At 55.6% G+C, this 16,362-nt stretch carries 21 protein-coding genes and 1 pseudogene; 12 read left to right on the top strand and 10 right to left on the bottom strand.

Features of this window, described 5'->3' with window-relative positions; all coding sequences use genetic code 11:
• The first annotated feature begins 395 nt into the window (after nucleotides 1-395).
• From AB1E34_RS12165 to AB1E34_RS12155, 3 genes are all read left to right on the top strand, one after another.
• Nucleotides 396-644, top strand: a complete 249-nt coding sequence (locus AB1E34_RS12165) for a ParB N-terminal domain-containing protein (RefSeq protein ID WP_372572613.1) — start codon at nucleotides 396-398, stop codon at nucleotides 642-644.
• A 224-nt stretch (nucleotides 645-868) separates the two neighbouring features.
• Nucleotides 869-1,120, top strand: coding sequence for a DUF1127 domain-containing protein (locus AB1E34_RS12160; RefSeq protein ID WP_372572612.1), 252 nt, complete (start codon nucleotides 869-871; stop codon nucleotides 1,118-1,120).
• Between the two features lie 155 nt (nucleotides 1,121-1,275).
• Nucleotides 1,276-1,788 carry a hypothetical protein gene (locus AB1E34_RS12155; RefSeq protein ID WP_372572611.1) on the top strand — a complete coding sequence of 171 codons (513 nt, stop codon included), beginning with the start codon at nucleotides 1,276-1,278 and terminating at the stop codon, nucleotides 1,786-1,788.
• A gap of 4 nt (nucleotides 1,789-1,792) precedes the next feature.
• Here the strand turns inward: AB1E34_RS12155 and AB1E34_RS12150 are convergent, their stop codons facing one another.
• Nucleotides 1,793-2,128, bottom strand: coding sequence for a hypothetical protein (locus AB1E34_RS12150; protein WP_372572610.1), 336 nt, complete (start codon nucleotides 2,126-2,128; stop codon nucleotides 1,793-1,795).
• A gap of 64 nt (nucleotides 2,129-2,192) precedes the next feature.
• Between AB1E34_RS12150 and AB1E34_RS12145 the strand changes: the two genes are divergently transcribed.
• The 3 genes from AB1E34_RS12145 to AB1E34_RS12135 all read left to right on the top strand — a co-directional run bounded on the left by AB1E34_RS12145 (nucleotide 2,193) and on the right by AB1E34_RS12135 (nucleotide 4,367).
• Nucleotides 2,193-2,576, top strand: a complete 384-nt coding sequence (locus tag AB1E34_RS12145) for a hypothetical protein (protein WP_372572609.1) — start codon at nucleotides 2,193-2,195, stop codon at nucleotides 2,574-2,576.
• A gap of 69 nt (nucleotides 2,577-2,645) precedes the next feature.
• Nucleotides 2,646-2,969 (top strand): hypothetical protein, encoded by a 324-nt coding sequence (locus AB1E34_RS12140; protein ID WP_372572608.1) that lies wholly within the window; start codon nucleotides 2,646-2,648, stop codon nucleotides 2,967-2,969.
• Nucleotides 2,970-3,347: 378 nt separating this feature from the next.
• Entirely contained in the window at nucleotides 3,348-4,367 is a 1,020-nt protein-coding gene (locus AB1E34_RS12135) for an IS110 family RNA-guided transposase (RefSeq protein WP_372572607.1), read from the top strand.
• A 315-nt stretch (nucleotides 4,368-4,682) separates the two neighbouring features.
• Here AB1E34_RS12135 and tnpC read toward each other — a convergent pair.
• The 3 genes and pseudogenes from tnpC to tnpA (AB1E34_RS12120) all read right to left on the bottom strand — a co-directional run.
• A pseudogene (gene tnpC / locus AB1E34_RS12130) lies at nucleotides 4,683-5,996 on the bottom strand (IS66 family transposase); the annotation flags it as partial.
• Nucleotides 5,997-6,065: 69 nt separating this feature from the next.
• Nucleotides 6,066-6,413 (bottom strand): IS66 family insertion sequence element accessory protein TnpB, encoded by a 348-nt coding sequence (gene tnpB, locus AB1E34_RS12125; protein ID WP_372572605.1) that lies wholly within the window; start codon nucleotides 6,411-6,413, stop codon nucleotides 6,066-6,068.
• Entirely contained in the window at nucleotides 6,410-6,826 is a 417-nt protein-coding gene (gene tnpA / locus AB1E34_RS12120; protein WP_372572757.1) for an IS66-like element accessory protein TnpA, read from the bottom strand. Before tnpA (AB1E34_RS12120) ends, tnpB begins: the two co-directional genes overlap by 4 nt.
• Nucleotides 6,827-6,840: 14 nt before the next feature.
• Between tnpA (AB1E34_RS12120) and AB1E34_RS12115 the strand changes: the two genes are divergently transcribed.
• On the top strand, nucleotides 6,841-7,347 hold the full coding sequence (locus AB1E34_RS12115) for a hypothetical protein (protein WP_372572604.1): 507 nt from the start codon (nucleotides 6,841-6,843) through the stop codon (nucleotides 7,345-7,347).
• Nucleotides 7,348-7,463: 116 nt separating this feature from the next.
• Nucleotides 7,464-8,441 (top strand): IS5 family transposase, encoded by a 978-nt coding sequence (locus AB1E34_RS12110; protein WP_372572603.1) that lies wholly within the window; start codon nucleotides 7,464-7,466, stop codon nucleotides 8,439-8,441.
• Between the two features lie 89 nt (nucleotides 8,442-8,530).
• On the opposite strand, the gene AB1E34_RS12105 is transcribed toward AB1E34_RS12110, so the two are convergent.
• Both AB1E34_RS12105 and AB1E34_RS12100 read right to left on the bottom strand, forming a co-directional pair.
• Nucleotides 8,531-9,232: an SDR family NAD(P)-dependent oxidoreductase gene (locus tag AB1E34_RS12105; RefSeq protein ID WP_372572602.1), complete on the bottom strand. Its 702-nt coding sequence runs from the start codon at nucleotides 9,230-9,232 to the stop codon at nucleotides 8,531-8,533.
• An 11-nt stretch (nucleotides 9,233-9,243) separates the two neighbouring features.
• Entirely contained in the window at nucleotides 9,244-9,852 is a 609-nt protein-coding gene (locus AB1E34_RS12100; RefSeq protein WP_372572601.1) for a 2-hydroxychromene-2-carboxylate isomerase, read from the bottom strand.
• A 438-nt stretch (nucleotides 9,853-10,290) separates the two neighbouring features.
• On the opposite strand from AB1E34_RS12100, the gene AB1E34_RS12095 reads away from it, so the two are divergent.
• Nucleotides 10,291-10,818, top strand: a complete 528-nt coding sequence (locus tag AB1E34_RS12095) for a winged helix-turn-helix transcriptional regulator (protein WP_372572600.1) — start codon at nucleotides 10,291-10,293, stop codon at nucleotides 10,816-10,818.
• A gap of 77 nt (nucleotides 10,819-10,895) precedes the next feature.
• On the opposite strand, the gene AB1E34_RS12090 is transcribed toward AB1E34_RS12095, so the two are convergent.
• Both AB1E34_RS12090 and AB1E34_RS12085 read right to left on the bottom strand, forming a co-directional pair.
• Nucleotides 10,896-11,708: an SDR family NAD(P)-dependent oxidoreductase gene (locus tag AB1E34_RS12090; RefSeq protein WP_372572599.1), complete on the bottom strand. Its 813-nt coding sequence runs from the start codon at nucleotides 11,706-11,708 to the stop codon at nucleotides 10,896-10,898.
• Nucleotides 11,709-11,761: 53 nt separating this feature from the next.
• Nucleotides 11,762-12,532: a hypothetical protein gene (locus AB1E34_RS12085; RefSeq protein WP_372572598.1), complete on the bottom strand. Its 771-nt coding sequence runs from the start codon at nucleotides 12,530-12,532 to the stop codon at nucleotides 11,762-11,764.
• A 389-nt stretch (nucleotides 12,533-12,921) separates the two neighbouring features.
• Here AB1E34_RS12085 and AB1E34_RS12080 point away from each other — a divergent pair, with 389 nt between their 5' ends.
• The 3 genes from AB1E34_RS12080 to AB1E34_RS12070 all read left to right on the top strand — a co-directional run bounded on the left by AB1E34_RS12080 (nucleotide 12,922) and on the right by AB1E34_RS12070 (nucleotide 14,563).
• A complete protein-coding gene (locus tag AB1E34_RS12080; protein WP_372572597.1) occupies nucleotides 12,922-13,467 on the top strand; it encodes a DUF6841 family protein in 546 nt (181 codons plus the stop codon).
• Between the two features lie 224 nt (nucleotides 13,468-13,691).
• Entirely contained in the window at nucleotides 13,692-13,913 is a 222-nt protein-coding gene (locus AB1E34_RS12075; protein ID WP_372572596.1) for a hypothetical protein, read from the top strand.
• A 170-nt stretch (nucleotides 13,914-14,083) separates the two neighbouring features.
• Entirely contained in the window at nucleotides 14,084-14,563 is a 480-nt protein-coding gene (locus AB1E34_RS12070; protein ID WP_372572595.1) for an SRPBCC family protein, read from the top strand.
• 52 nt (nucleotides 14,564-14,615) lie between these two features.
• Here AB1E34_RS12070 and tnpA (AB1E34_RS12065) read toward each other — a convergent pair whose 3' ends face one another.
• Nucleotides 14,616-15,032, bottom strand: a complete 417-nt coding sequence (tnpA, locus tag AB1E34_RS12065; protein ID WP_372572594.1) for an IS200/IS605 family transposase — start codon at nucleotides 15,030-15,032, stop codon at nucleotides 14,616-14,618.
• A 231-nt stretch (nucleotides 15,033-15,263) separates the two neighbouring features.
• Nucleotides 15,264-16,310, bottom strand: a complete 1,047-nt coding sequence (locus tag AB1E34_RS12060; protein ID WP_372572756.1) for an ROK family transcriptional regulator — start codon at nucleotides 16,308-16,310, stop codon at nucleotides 15,264-15,266.
• Nucleotides 16,311-16,362 lie beyond the last annotated feature (52 nt).

Below are 16,362 nucleotides of genomic sequence, written 5' to 3'. Positions count from 1 at the left end.
AGTTCAACCAGTTCAGGTGCGCCTTGGCGCTAAACCTTTTTGGCTGTGTTAACGCTGCGCTCGGATACATTCAGAAGCTCAGCGGCCTCTGCCTGAGAGGTTTCCCTATTCCGCAAATTTGCGGATTTCAGATCAGGATTCCCGCGTTCCATTTTGGACAATTTCGCCGCCACCATAGAGCGCTGGCTCTCCGTGAGGTGACGACGGTGCAGGTTTTGATTTGCCCTTAGCTGCGCCTGTGGACCAAAACACGCGAAATCCCCTACGGGGCTGCTAATCCCGCTATTCATGCTAATCGACCGACCCCCGCTGCGCCTGCGAATTCTTACAACCATCCCTCGAAACCGTGCTAGGCAAGGGTATCCATAGACCGGCAACAAGAAGGGCATTCGTCAGTGTTAGAGAGAAGCTCCTTCCCGATTGCTAAGATATACGTCACCAGCAAGCGCGCGAAAACACTGGATCCCGAGAAGGTCGAAGCGATTGCATATGACATCATGGAAAACGGTCAAACTACACCGATCCAGTTGCGTGCCGATGGTGACAGGTTTGTGTTGATCGAAGGGCTGCACCGGCTTGAGGCAATTCGAGCGCTGGGTGAAGAAATGATCGAAGGCGTCCTAGTCCGTGCAAGGCTGCACTGAGACATTCAGTTTCAGCCCCCGACCCCCTGCTACATCTGCTACTTCTGCTACATGAACCAGACTTAACGCACTGTTCAGGCTATCGCATGGGCCGGCCTCTAGCGTGGTGTCACTGTCCAATCGAACTCACTCTCCTGGCCCCGCTTCGGCGGGGTCTTTCTTTGGGCGCCAAGATTGCGCCGATGAAGCAATTTTAATCTGTCAGTATTCAGGGGTTAAGCTCGATGAACTTTGTTAGTGGCACAGCCGTCACATCAAATAGAAAGGTCAGCCACATGTCATATGTTGAGCCAAACGTTGGTAGCCGCAACTTTTCACAGGTGCTCTCGGTATTTGACCAAGCCAGATACGTTCTCAGCAACCGGAAAGCTTACCTCGAAGCCGCGAGTCGTCTGAATCGGATGACGGATCACGAACTGGCAGACATTGGGGTCAATCGCTCCGAAATTGACGAAGTGATTAGGCAGCACGTCTGAAGAACAACCGTGCGGCTTGGAGTTTTGCCTCAACGCCCGGCTTTCAGAGGCCGGGCCATCGCAGACCCCAAGTCTGGGGTCATCGGCATTTGCACGGCGAATACACCACCAAACTTTTCGCGCAAGGAACGGATCACGAACTGGGGAGACGCATCATGAGAAACCTTCGCCATTGGATCTTCGCTGTTGGGCTGGTGTTGCCATTGGGTGCGGCTGCTCAAACTGATGAGGCGCTCGTTGGATGTGGGCAAACCGAACTACTTCACAGCAACACATCGATCAAGTTTCTCGGGGCGGACCCACAGAACGCCGAGGCAGGTGACCGACGTATCTTGTATTGGTCTCTGAGTGACCTGGATGGCCGCTTTGTTGGAACCTTCGACGTAGTTTCCACAGTCCTTGGCGGTAGCGCCGAGTTTGGTCACTACGTTCAGGCCGATGGCGTCATTGCCGCTCCAAGTGGCGAACTCTTCGTCACCGAAGTAGTTTACCTTGGCGATGCGACGGATACGGGACGCTCAGGGGAAGACCAACAAATCATCGAATTGATAGTCACAGGTGGAACCGGGGATTTTTCCGGCGCGAGCGGGACAGTGTCAATCACCGTACCCGAAAGCCAAAGTGACCACTTGCGTGATCGACCGATGTTGCTGGACATACGCTGCTAAAGCGTCACTTGCACAGCCCCGACTTCGGCGCCATCAGCCTGTAAGAACTCTCACCGGGGCGCTCTGGATCACCCCGTGCCAGTTCGAGGTCGAACGTCTCAAGAAACGGCGCTACTAGCCCCGGAACGGCCATGTAGAAGGCCGTTGTGTCTCTGAGGTCGTAACGAGGCACACAGTCTGCGTTGTGGCCCCAAAGGCCCCGCCCTGCACGCTCATCCATCGACCTGTAGAGTTCCTCATACCGCCGCCCGAACCCATCTAAAGGAACCAGCACGCGGACCCTCAGAGGATAGAACAGTTCGTCAGCGGCTTTCTTGCGGGGACGGGATTTGGTTCGCATGACGGGAAAGCTAGGAGCGATTTTCAGCTTGGGCAAGCTACAATGTTCCCATTATGTTCTCTCTATGCCTGTTTCACATCCGCCAGCCCATCCATACCCCGGCAAGTGCCGCACGTTGCGGGATGCTGCGGCTGATGGTCAGGTCATCACGCTTCGGTGCAACCTGTGCCGCCGCAAGGTGCATTTCCTTGCCTCTGACCTTGTTGACATCGTTGGTCCAGACTGGCCGATGCATGAGCCGGTGCTGCCCTGTCACAAGCATGGGCGAGAGTATGTGGACACGCGGGCGCGACTGCCGCAGCAGGAAGACCTGGGGAAACTGCCGGTGCGCCGTCCTGCAAAGCTCATCCAGACTTGGAAGACCGTGATGCTGGGGGATGAGTGGAGGGCAGCATTAAGCAGGATTAATCGCAGCTACATCCGGCATATGAGTAATCGACCCAGATAGGCTGTGCAGCAGGGTCAAAACTTGCCGCACTCGATGCAAGGACCAAAAGCAATAGGATCGGAAAAGAAAATGGGTACTCAGAACGAAGGCCAGGAAAATGTGTTTGCGGGACTCTGTGAGCGCGCCTGGAACGATGAACAGTTTATGGCGCTCTTGGAATCCGACACCAATGCAGCCATCAGTGAGTATCTGGGTTCGATCCCGAGTGGCTTCGAATTCAGAGTGGTGCGCGACACCGACAAGGTGAAGCACCTGCATATCCCTGCGGCACCGTCTGAAGGTGAAATCTCAGAGCATGACCTGGCAAGTGCGCATGGCGGAACAACGTGGGACTGCATCGCTAGCGGAGCACGCCGGACCGTCCAAATCAACATCGGAACCATCGACTACTAGGTGGGTGGAAGCTCCTTTGCCCTTAGCGAACGCAAGCAAATGGCTTGATTAACCCCCGCAGCGGTTCTTAGTCTGCTCGCGGGGGTATCCATGTGCAATCTGTATTATGCCGATTTGCTGATTATGCCGATATCAGACGGCAGATGCCCGCGCCTTATGACGATCATGCCAAAAACATCAGCATAATGTGGTGTTTCCAGATGGAATCAGGCCGTAGGTGTCTTTTCAGAAAACCTGGGAGTAGATTTGGTTATCTGCCCTTCGCTGCATTGCTCGTGAACTCACACAGGGCGGATGGAGTGGATGGCGTCTGCTCCCAATCGTCGCGCTTTGCGGCAAACTGTGGAAGTCATCTTCTGACAGGAAAGGAGCCCCACCATGGAAGTTGCGACAATAGGATTGGATCTTGGGAAGGACGTTTTTCAGGCCCATGGAATTACCGCTGACGGCACGGTTGTCTTCAATCGCTCAATCCGGCGCAGACAATTGCTCAAGTTCTTCGAAACGCTGCCAAGCTGTCTTATTGGAATTGAGGCTTGTGGGTCGGCCCATCATTGGGCGCGTGAGTTGCTGGCAATCGGGCACGATGTGCGCCTGATGCCAACGCTCTACGTCAAGCCATATGTGAAGCGCGGCAAGACAGATGCCGTTGATGCGGAAGCGATCTGCGAAGCGGTCACACGACCCACCATGCGGTTTGTTGCTGTGAAGTCGAAGGAGCAACAGGCCCTGCTGACGATGCACCGGGTGCGTCAGCTGATCGTGCGCCAGAAGGCCCAGATGCTGAACGTGATCCGGGGTCTTCTTCGTGAGTTCGGCCATGTGATCGGCAATGGACCGGTCGCCGCGATGCGCTTCGTCAAGGCGTTCCAGACGGATGACTGTCCGGACATCCCTGACGTGGCAAAGAGTATGCTCAAAACGCTCTGCGACCAGGTTATCGATCTCGATGACCGGGTGAGTTTTTATGACAAACTGATCGAGTATCACTCCCGGATCGATGAACGTGCCAAACGCATTAGGACGGTTCCCGGTGTCGGCCCCATCACCGCCTCGGCCATTGTCGCCACCATCGGCGACGGTAAGCAGTTCAAAAACGGGCGCGAGTTTGCCGCCTGGTTGGGGCTTACGCCGTTGAACAGATCGAGCGGTGGCAAAGAGCGTCTGGGCAGAATCAGTAAAAAGGGTGATCGATACTTACGAAGGCTGCTGGTGATTGGCATGACCTCTCAGGTTCAGCGCGCCCTTGGATACCCAGAGCGAGTACATCCCTGGATCATGCAATTACTTGAGCGCAAACCAATGCGCCTCGCGACCATTGCGATGGCAAACAAGACGGCCAGGATCATCTGGGCGATCCTCACCAAGGAAACATATTACCGGCAAGCAGCAGCATAAACGGAGGAACTGAACAAACCCGAATTGCAAGACGAATGCCCCCTCTCGGCAGATTTGCTGTGCAAATCGCCTGCCGGGCAACGGATGGCACGTGCGGTCATCCGAGAACCCGGGAACCCGAGCTTTGTCCTGAACTTTCAGGTTCGCGTCGCCGAATGGGGCCAGGTTCACGGAACCCATCAAGGCCAGCGGCTCAAGCGAATGCCGCGATCAAAGGCCGGACACAGGACTGTACTGACCAGCCGCGCGATCAACGCATTTTTTCCTTGCAAAGCAGACGCCATCCACACAGGACAAAGCGGTCATCGCCGTGAGAATGGGGCGGATTGAGCGCTCGCAAATGTTGTTGTCGAGTTCCAGCCGCCCGTCGCTGAGATAAGCACGGGCCTTGGGCATGCGGCCCAAGGCATAGCGAATGGCTCCGGCCAGTTTGGTTTTGCCCGAGAGCTTGGGGAGTTGTGCTTGCAGCCAGGCCTCCAACTTATCAAAGATGGGTTTGGCCTTCTCCTGCCGCAGGGTAACACGCTCTTCAGGGGTTTTGCCCTTGGCTTCCTTCTCAACCACGTAAAGCTCTGCGATCTGCGTGATGGTGTGTTTTGCGATATCCGCACCGGTGCGTTCGAACTCATCCACGAACTTGCGCCGCACATGCACCATGCAGGCCATCTCGGCGGCTTTGTCATCACCGAAGAGGCCATTGAAGCCAGCAAAGCCGTCGGCGTGCGCGGTGCCAGTATAGCCCGAGAGATGATTGACAGGGTGTTCGCCTTTGCGATCCGTGCTGAACTGATACCATGCGCAAGCTGGGGCATCCCCACACCAAGGGCGTTCATCACGCACATAGCTCCAGAGCCGCGCGGTTTGTGTCTTCTTGGGTTTAAGCTTGCTTTGCAGTTTGACCGGCGTGTCATCGGCAAAGAGCGCGGGGCCTGCCCTGACCAGCTTGCCGATATGATAAGCCAATGGTTCCAGCAACGCTGTGCTGCGGCCCACCCAGTCGGTCAGCGTGGAGCGTGGCAGATGCACGTTCTCGCGGGCGAAGATTTTGGATTGCCGGTCCAGCGGTAGATGATCGCAATATTTGCCAACCAGCACGTGGGCCAGAAGGCCGGGGCCGGGGCGACCACGTTCAATCGGGCGCGATGGAAGTGCTGCCTGGGCAAAAGCCTCACAACAGGTGCAAGCCATGCGCGGGCGGATAATGCGACGCACAACAAAGCGGCCCGGGAGATACTCCAGTTCCTCGGTGATATCCTCGCCGATCTGGCGCAGGGAGCCGCCGCAGTCAGTGCATTCTTCACCCGGCGACAGCACTTCGTCTTGCCGTTCCAGATGATCGGGCAAGGGTTTGCGACTGTGCTGGCGTTTGGGTGGCTTGCTGTCAGCCTCGGTCGGTTCGCTCTTCTGTGCCTCAGCCGCGACTTCAATCTCTGCGTCTTCCGCCAGATCGAGGACCAGTTGATCCAAGCTCTCGGATTTGGAACCGAACCGCGCCTTGCGATGGCCATGAAGCTCGGACTTCAGCTTCTCGATCTGATAGGCTTGGGATTGCACCTCTGCCATCAAACGCTCACTGACAGCCCGCAGTTCTGCGGGGTCTTCTGGCAAGGATTTAAGGGCGTCCAACAAAGCCTTGGATATAACCCATTGCAGCAAAAAGGTGAATCGAGAAACGCCAGTTCGCGCCAGTAAATTGACCTATCCGGTGCTCAGGGGCCGCCATGTCTTCTTCGGCATCCGCCAGTCGATCCCTTCAAGCAACATCGACAACTGCGCCGCTGTCACACTGATCTTGCCGTCCTTGGCAGCGGGCCAAACAAAGCGCCCGCGTTCCAGCCGTTTGCTAAACAGGCAGGCGCCCTGGCTGTCCCACCAGATAATCTTGAGAAGATCACCGCGCCGCCCCCGAAACACAAACAAATGCCCGGAATAGGGATCGAGTTCCAAAACCTTCTCCGCCTGTGCGGCCAGCGTATTGAACCCACGCCGCATGTCCGTCACCCCGGCAGCTAGCCACACCCGCGTGTTCGACGGAACCGGGATCACGGCATAAGCCCTTCGACCAAGGCCAGAACAGCCGACAGCGCCGTGCTGCCTTCCACCAAAATGCGCCGTCCATCTGACAGCGTGATATCCACGCGTTGCGCCGAGACTGGCTCGCTCGATGCTGGGGCGGAAACCGGAGTAGCGCAATGCGACGGTACCGGTATGGCATCCGCAATCTCGACAGGCACAAACCCCACTTCAGCGGCATCCAGTACCTCACCGGTCTCTCCTTCCGGCGCAAAACGAGGATCGCGGAGCCATTTGTGGATCAGATTGGCGTTCATCGAATAACGACGCGCAACTTGCGCAACCGAAACTCCGGGTGCCCGCGTCTGCTCACAGATCGAACGCTTCTCCTCATCCGACCAGAACCGCTTCTTTTGCCCCTTCTTGCCCGCCATAGAGTACCCCATGATGTCCACTATCGATGGTGGACACTATCAGCACACTCCATCAGCCGTCAGAGCGGGGAAACCGGACGGATACCATATATCTTAGCTTTCATCAGCTATATTCGCATGGCTATGAAGGGCATAGCTACGCCAAACTTCATTTTGACGGCGATTTCGTGACCCTGACGCGCCAAACGTCTGATCCAAAACGAGTTTCATTCAGTCCAGATGTTGGCGAGAAGACTGCCGATGGCGCTCAGATTTGGCCTGTGGACCACATTTTTCGCGACTTCGAGTTGCCTGATGCCGAGTCTTATCCTTGGGTTTCAGTAATCTCCATATTGCCCAAGACGTCTGTGAGCGGGATGAATTGCTTTCAAAGCTTCGACCAGCAAGAGCGCTTTATTTTCCTCCTGACTACGCTGCTTTCTTGTCACAATGGAGGACTTCATGATGCACTAGACGGCTCTGTGACCAAAGGAAAAGCAGTCTTCGGAGAAAGGCTCCTTAAGGGACTAGAGTCTGGCGAATTTGTCGGGTGAATCTCGCCTCTTCTCGGATCGCTCTTGACGAGGATCGATAGCATCTATGGGGCGTTGTTGCACGGATCGCCCATGCGCTGATATCGAGGCGGTCCGTTCCTTTCAGGATGCTGTAAATGCCGCATAAGGTCAACGCCGCTCGTCGTGACAAGATCCCGAAGCAAAGGCATCGGGTGACCAACTGGCCTGAGTACAATGAGGGCCTGCGGCAGCGCGGTGATCTGACAGTCTGGGTCAGCGAAGACGCGCTTGGCCTGTGGTCGGCACCGCGCCGAACAACGCGTGGTGGACAGCCGCGCTATTCTGATCTGGCGATTGAGTTGTGCCTGACATTGGGGATGGTTTTCAAACAACCACTGCGGCAAACCCAAGGCCTGATGCGCAGTATTGCAGGGCTGCTTGGGTTTGAGATCGCGGTGCCGGATTTCTCCACACTCTCGCGCCGGGGCAAGGGACTGACTTTGCCTGCAACGCGCAAAACCGACCGATCCGACCCGGTCCATCTGGTTGTCGATAGCACCGGCATGAAGGTCTTCGGCGAGGGCGGGTGGCTTGAGGAGAAGCATAAAACAAAGCGCAAACGGCGCTCTTGGCGCAAACTCCACCTCGGTCTTGATCTTGTCAGCGGCGAGATCGTCTGCTCCGATCTCACTAACGATGAGGTTGGCGATCCGACGGTGCTACCAGAGCTCTTGGATCAGGTCGACGGCCCGGTTTCTCTCTTTCTGGCAGATGGAGCTTACGATGGGGAACCCACATCTGATTTGCTTGCCGTTCGTTTCGGATCGATGATTGAGGTCACGATCCCACCTCCCAAAAATGCAATACTGAGCCCCAATGCAGCCCAGGATCCAACGGCACGAGACCGCCATATCGTCGAGATCGAAAGCCGGGGGCGAATGGCTTGGCAGAAAGCCACTGGCTACAATCAACGCAGCCGAGGTGAAACTCTCATGGGTCGCTGGAAGACTGTCATTGCGCCCAAGCTAAAGGCCCGGGGCTTCGAAAACCAGAAAACAGAAGCCGGGATTGGCGTCCGGGTTCTCAACCGGATGACCGGAATTGGCCGCCCAAGTTTCGAACGCACCGCCTGAATTCCGTCTCGGGTTGGGCGTATTCCAAGTTGCAACTGATCTGTGCAATAACGCCCCCTAAATCCTGATCCATCCAACACGGCCGTAGGTCACCAGATCTCGCCGAAGGGCCTGATCACGATATCCGAGGACCACGCCGAGCGTGGCTGATGCGCAGTTTGATAGACGACTTCTGCGATGTCGTCGGGCCTGCAGAAAAAATCGTCGGGTTTGTCGGCAAAGCGCTCGCGCGTCCACGGGACGTCGATGACTGCATCGATCGCAACATAGGCCGCATGAACACCCTGTGGACCCACGTGGCGTGCTATACTTTCCAACAGAATGCGCTGCGCTGCTTTTGTCGGAGCGAAACCGGCAAACATCGACTTTCCGCGATAGGCCGAAGTGTTGCCTGTCGCCAGTATCGCGCCTTCGCCAGCTTCGATCATATCGGGCGCCAAGGCACGTGCCAGGTGCAGCAGAGCTGAGGTATTGATACGGAAATTGCGATCAAGAATGGCTGGATCTATTGACATAAAGTCGCCGAAGGCCCCGCCGATCGCGTTGTGAACCAGGATTTTTGTCGGACCGTGTGTTTGTTTGATCGCGGCGAGCGTTTTGTCGATAGCGTCAAAATCAGTGACATCGCATGGGTAGGCATGCGCATCAGCCATTTCCGTGCTTAGCGCCTCAAGCCGGTCCGCGTCACGGGCTATCATCGCAACTGTGTAGCCCGCCTGAGTAAAGCGGCGGGTCAGAGCAGTACCCGTTCCAGGGCCGACCCCGGTAATAATGCATGTTCCTATGTTCATTGGATATCCTTTCAGGCGGCGGCTTTGAGGTCGGCCTCAAGAAACTGCAGGCGATCATTTCCGAAATAAAGCGCCCCATCGTAGACAAAGCTGGGCGCACCAAAGACACCATCTTCGATGGCCTCCTCAAGCACCGCGTCAAGTGACGCCTGCTGATCGTCACGTTCGGCCACAATATGTTCAGCAGCATCGATTCCGGCCTTCTGCAGAACTTCCAGCAGCGACGTGTCATCGGTAAGAGCGACCTGCTGAGTCCAAATCGCATTGAATACCGCGCGACAATAGGCATCCCTGGCCCCATGGACCTCAGCTGCAAACACGCCTCGCAAAAGGCTCGGTCCATCGATTTGACGCGCGGCCGGGTTAAACTTCAACGGGGCGCTGTATGCTTTGGCCCAACGTATCAAATCCTGGCCGACGTATTTGGCTTTCGGTGGACATACCACACTGGTGGGCGTGTTGCCGACACGGTTCATGAGGTCGATCACAACGATAGGTTTGGGCACAAAAACTGCGCCCGTTGCAGCGGCGATGTCGTCGAACCGGGTTTGCGCCAGGTAGGCATATGGGCTTCGAAAGTCGAGGTAGAATTTGACCTCGTTGGCGTTTTTGTTGGTCATCTTTCGTGTTTCCTAAAAGCTTTGTTGATCGGTGTTCACGTTGTCACTTTGTGGCACCGGGAACTGCCCTAGCGTGCTTGCAGGAGTGTTGTTCAAACCTTTCTGCACAGTCTTGAACCCACGACGGTTGGGGTCAGGGATTTATGGTTTCAGCCGCAGTTCGAACGGCTCCTCGGTCCAATGCTTCCCGATCAGAATCGTTTCGGCCGTTACCGACCCCGGAAATGATCTTGATGACATATCCATTGCGTCCTCCCACACAATTAAACGGGCGACCTTTCGGTTCTGCTGGCCCGGCGCTTTGCTTCTTCACTAAGTGAGTTAGTCATGGGGCTTGGAAACCGTGGTATTTGGTTTTATAAATAAACCATAGGTATATACGGTTTAAATTTTCAACCATAACTGCCGATGCAAACCACATGACGTTGGGGAACACATATGACCAAGCCGCACGCGCAAACCTGCCCGGTCGCCACATTTCTGAATATCTTTGGCGACGCATGGACCTGGCTTATCGTGCGCGAGGCATTCTATGGCGCAACGCGTTTCGGGGAGTTTCAGCGCAACACGGGGGCCGCAAAAAACCTGCTCAGCGAGCGGCTGAACAAACTGGTCGCTGAAGGGTTTCTGGAACGCAAGGACATGGGTACCAGCGGCCCGCGTTACGAGTATTTCCTCACCGAAAAAGGCAAGTCCCTGATCCCGGTTCTGGCCACGATGGTTCAGTGGAGCAACGAACACATCCACGGCGAAGGTGGAGAACCCGTCTTTCTGATTGATGGTAAGCACAATCAACTGCTTCCAAAAATAGGAGCGCTGGGAACGGATGGCCGAGAAATGAAATGGGGTGACATTCTGGTCCGAGTTGGTCCGGGCTCGAACCGACTCGCAAGGGAACGAGTCGAAGCGAGCCCATTTCATGAGGGCAAAAAGAAACTCCCCAAGCGGGTCCAACCGTCAAACTGAGGGGCTTTGCCGCTTGTGACATCAGCGGCAACGCAAAAGACCGTGAGCCATGCCGAACGGCACCGGGCTCGTCTATTCTATGACGCTGTCGCCTCCAACTGCCGCACCGCGTCGGGTGTCGCCTTGGCAATCCGGTCGAACGCTTTTTCGGGGAGAAACCGGCGCAAACGATAGGCCATCAGCTCTAGGCCTCGTGCGATAATGATCTCTCGCTTGCCGTTGGCAATGGCTTTCAAAGCTCGATTGACGAATTCATCAGCGTCATACCCACCTTCGATAAATGCGTCGGTTCTTCCGAAGTTAGCGCCTTCACCTGTCAACGCATTGCGCGCAAGGTTGGTCTTCACAGCACCGGAAGCGATAACATGAATATCAATACCGTCATGCGACACTTCGGTACGCAAGGCGTCAAAATACCCAAACATTCCGTGTTTCGCCGCGCAATAAGCTGTACGCAGAGGCGCGCCATACTTTCCGGCGAGACTGGACACTGCGATCACGCGGCCGGTTCCACGCGCGCGCATATGCGGCATCAAGCTTTGGGTCAAAGCAATGGGTGCCATCAAGTCGATGCCGATAATGCGCTGATACACATCGAACGAGGTGTCCTTCGCAAGCGACCGCTGCGTTATACCGGCGTTGTTGATAAGCAGATCAACCTGACCAAAGGCACCGATTGCTTCATCCACATGACGAGGGAACGCATCAAAATCCGCCAAATCAAATGGCAAGCTGACCGAACCGCTCAACTGAGAATGGACGGGTTTAAGTTCTTCTTCTGAATAGGCAGAAAGAACAACTTTGGCGTTTTGAGCATGAAGCGCTTCCGCAAAAGCCTTGCCTATGCCCGAAGACGCCCCCGTAACCCATACAACCTTTCCCTCAAACATCTGATTGCTCCTCCAATTTGTTGCATTCACGCAGCCTCGAAAGGCTTAAAACCTCACCGTGCGGGCGAGATTGTGCTCGCCATCGCGTGGCCAAAAACACCGTCCTGATCGATGAGCGCACCTTGTCCCAGACCGAATCCCGTTTCCCGGTAAAGCCCTTTCGGTCGCAGCCCGATCCATTCGCCAGCCATTGGGCGGTTCACCTGAACTGTAAGATCCGTGTTCGGCCATGGGCCGACTTTGAACGACGGGAAGCCCGGCGCGATGAACCCGCCCACCCAATCCGAGGGACCAAGCAATTGCGCAAACCAATGAGATGATCCGTCAGACAGCAGTGGCCCGTTCCAACGGAACCAATATGTACCTTTCATATCCGCCCTCACAACGGTCGCATTGAGCATCCACTCCTTTTGACCAGACGGCGATGCCATGCGAGGCACGTCGCTCAACGTGTTTGGGTCCGCAAAGCCGCCCCAGGGTTTGATTTCGGCCGGCGTCAGCTCCGCGATTGGAGTCGGCTTGTAAAAGGCAATCGTTGATCGTGCTGTTGAACGACGTGACTGCCGATTCAAGATTTGCGCTTCGACCACCCGGTGCGCCGCACCCTCTTTCAGAGTAGACAGCTCGACGTTGAGATGCGCAAGCGGGGTAGAATGCAAAAGCTCTGTGCGTTGGGATACCGGTATGTACCCCTTTGGCGCATTTTCGATAGCAACGGTTGCCATGATCGAGGCAGCCGCCCCCCCTTGAATGTTTCCAAATGGTCCCGCGGTGTAAGACGACGGGATGTACCCGCCTTCCAGTTTCTCGAAAAGATGATCCACGGCTAAGCCTCCCAATCGGCCTTCGATATGGTACAATAAGTAAACTATATTTTTGTAGCAATAGATGACCCTACGCCACTTTCAGTCTCTCGCATACAGATTGAAGTTAAGATTTTGTTTTTAGTGTTTTATTTCTGGACTACCGCCTTTCCGCGCCAATATTACGTAAGGTTAGCCTATACATATAGTTTACTTTCTGTACCATAAATCTTGTTCAATGGCCATCTAGGTGACGGGTATGAGGGCACAGAGGGGCCGCCCAGCTGGAAATCCGAGTATGTCCGTTAAGGCGGACATGCCCTCGGTAACTTGTTGAGCTGAACACGACTTAGAAAGGCCATGGCGAGCATCGAACTATGGCCACCTGGAAATAACGGAGGAAAGCAAAAATGTCATTTGATAGTGCGGTTGCAGAAAAAACAGCGCGCAAGCGAATGGAAGCGGGTGAAACCAGTAGTTCGTTTGACCGCAAGGCGGTCGAAGAAGAAGTCCGCCAGTGGTTCTTCGAAGAATACTACCCACGCTGGGTGGAAGTCGGGAACGGTACCCGGGATGAAGGTCCCGAGTTCATTCTGGAATACTGGGGCCGCCCCATGTTCGCCACGCATGACGAACCGGAAATCGCCACGTGGCTCAAGACCGATGAAGAAGTCATGATGTTCCTCACCATGCAGCACAACATCCTAAAGAGCGAAGGCTTCACTCACACCTACACGCCCGAAGAGAAAGTCTTTGTATACAACAAGAATGGTGCGGCCGTGGAGGGGATCTGGTCGAGGCGCCGGGCGGATGAATCCGAAGTACACAGGATCGTCGTTCACTTCGAGTTGGCGCGAATGGGTGGCAAATGGCGTGTTGTCGGAACGCAGACGCGTATGACCGACCTCGCGAAAGACAACAACACTGTGGCTGGAGCCTGGGCGCAGGACGATTAACCGGTCGGCACTGTGCTGTCTTGCATCGGCTAAATGTAGAACGAGATCCCGATCGCAGACAGCACAGCCTCGCAATTGGCGCGTTTTCTAGCCAGAATAGAGCGGAGGCTATTTCTATGCCGCTTGCAAAGGTGAATGGAGTAGATTTGGTCGGATAAGGGTACCGGCGGGCTCTATTGATGGCATGGACGCTCCGCCTCAAGGCATCTTAATGTGCCGACGTGATGTTTGTTGAAGGCATCCCAGAGGAAGAAAGCATCCAAGCCATCGACAAAGCCTTGGTCTTAGCAAAAGGTCGGGATTGTTCACGACCCGTATCCGTGATCGACGTTTTTCTTGCAAGCAACTATCAACGCCCGTTTCCATGGCCACAGCAGGGCACAAAAGGTCATGATCCAGAAAGCCCTGTCCAGACCGGCTGTTCGGGTGACAGGCTACAAAAATGACAAGGCAACTGCAACTAGTCAGGGATGTGCAAGAAGCCACTAGACTGTCGGCGAATTGCTTGTCAGATGTCGTTCCGACACGCGGCTTGTAATTTGTGCGGCCCACCAGTTCTGGTAGTGAGCAAGCTGCGCTGATGGCCCAAACCTTAAACCTGACACGAGCGATGAAAATGACCCGGGATACGATCAGATGGCCCGAAAAATACGACCCGAAACTCAGCGCTGTGCATGTTGTGAACAGCCTGCAGATGCGGGCGAATAGCCAGGCGGTTTGGCATCACCTGATCCATGCCGCCGCTTGGCCGCAATGGTATTCCAATTGCTCGAACGTCGTGTTGTTGGGCCCGTCAGGCTCGACGCTGGAACTTGGAGAGCAGTTTCGTTGGAAGACCTTTGGGATGACCATCACCTGCACAATCGAAGAGTTCGAGCCGCAGCGGCGACTGGCGTGGTCCGCTGAATCTTTTGGTATGTCAGTGTATCACGCGTGGCTGATTTCACCGCGCAAAAGCGGCTGTCACGTGGTGACGGAAGAAACGCAGAACGGCCTGATCCCCAGAATCGGCAAGCTGGTCGCCCCCAACAAGATGCATGATGCACACCAGATGTGGTTGGAGCGCCTTGATGAAATTGCGATCCAGGGCAACTGAAAGATCGCTCATTCAAAAGTGCTTTGGTCGTTTCCAGATCACAACTGAACGACTACCGACTGACGTCGGTAGGATCGGCGATGTGGTTTTCGAGGTATTGCAACACGACGTCTTCGGTGATGGCGCCGTTGGTCGTTGAGAAATACCCTCGCCCCCAGAACCGGCGTCCCCAATAGCGCTTGCGGATCGCGGGGAATTCCCGTTGCACCTTGTGGGACGAACGGCCCTTCATCTTGCGCACCAGATCGGAAATGGCAATCTTCGGCGGCGCGGACACGAACATGTGGACGTGGTCACTCGACAGCACACCGCGCAAGATGTCGACCTCGTTCTCCCGACAGACCTGCCGAAGGATGTCGCGCACCCGCAAGCGCAACGCCCCGGTCAACACCTTGTAGCGATACTTCGTCGACCAGACGATATGATAGCGATGATAGAAAACGCAGTGCTTGCCGCTGTCATATTGCATGATCTTACCCTCTGGAAAATGAGCCTTCGACCCGGCTGCGGCTCATTTTCCAGAGGGTAAGATCATTACACGATTCTTTACGCTGAAGCGGGTCCGACTGGAAGTCGGAGGGTTTGCTCCAGAGCGTGGATACTAAAGGGTCGGGCCTGTGATAGCCGCGCGTACGTGTTTCGATCCGGTTTTCGGTATGGTGACGTCAGGCACAACCGAAGCCGTCTGGAACGCCCGTCGTTAACTCACCGTGAACTTTGAGCTAAACGGCAGGCACGCCGCCCCCATGGCCTTGGGGGATGCACGAAGCGCTCCGGCCCGCGCATCTATCCCTGAATGTTTCATGCCAAGCTCGGACGCGATCTTTTCACAGATCTCGCCCGGCGCATAAGAAGATACGATCACCGTATTCACCGGTAAAAACTGAGAGGCTGAGGAAATCGATCTGCTCAACTCGCCGATGCAATCATCCACCCAGCTTTCCGCGACCTCGCCAAAATCGGGCCATTCAGCCTGTCGCGCCCAAAGCGCATCAAGGGGATGCCGACCGTCGTTGCGAAGTCTGGCTTCAAGATCAAGCAATCCAATTTGACTGCTGGTCTGGCTGGGGCTCTGAAATATCTGATGGTTGAGGATCAGCCGGTGATGAAGCCGCGCCCCCAGATAGAAGAACAAATAGTCGTCCAGAGACTTTGCCGCGCCAAACATGCTCTCGCCCGCCGCCGCCGCGGTGATATCGTTTTGTACATAGACTTCGACCCCAAGTGCCGTTTCTATTTCCTTGCCGATGCTTTCAAAGCGTTCCGTGAGTCCCTCAGGAACAAGGGCGAGTTCCTCCCGGTCCTCCGGTATGGCCAGACCGACCCCCGCCAGCCGCGTGCTCGCATTCGAGGGCAGAGCGCCGATGGCTGCGCGGACCGCGTCAATCAGATCCGACTCGTTCTGGCCGGGCTTTTGAGGCGGGATATCCAGGGTGGCGAAAAATTTCACATCGCCGACAAAATCCAGCAACGCCACATCAATATGCCGGTGGCCCAGACTGACGCCAACCGCATAGGCACCGTCCGGATTTAGTGACAGCGGTATTGTCGGCGGCCCCATTCTGCCTTTCTGCGCTTCGCCTTTTGCGACCAGTCCCTCTTGCTCAAGCGAGCGAACAATGACGGAAATGGTCTGTGCGGACAGCCCGGTCCGCTTTCCGATCTCCATTCTGGACAGCCCTTTGCTCTGCAGCAGCAAGGACAAAACCAATCGTTCATTATAGCTGCGAACACTCACCGCATTCATTCCAGGCGAGCGGTCGGCGATTCGGATCGGGTTTGGAGGTGCAAATCGCATG

Origin of the sequence: Ruegeria jejuensis, from assembly GCF_041537905.1 — a bacterium.
GTDB lineage: Bacteria > Pseudomonadota > Alphaproteobacteria > Rhodobacterales > Rhodobacteraceae > Ruegeria_C.
This window is presented reverse-complemented; position numbering and strand designations above follow the sequence as displayed.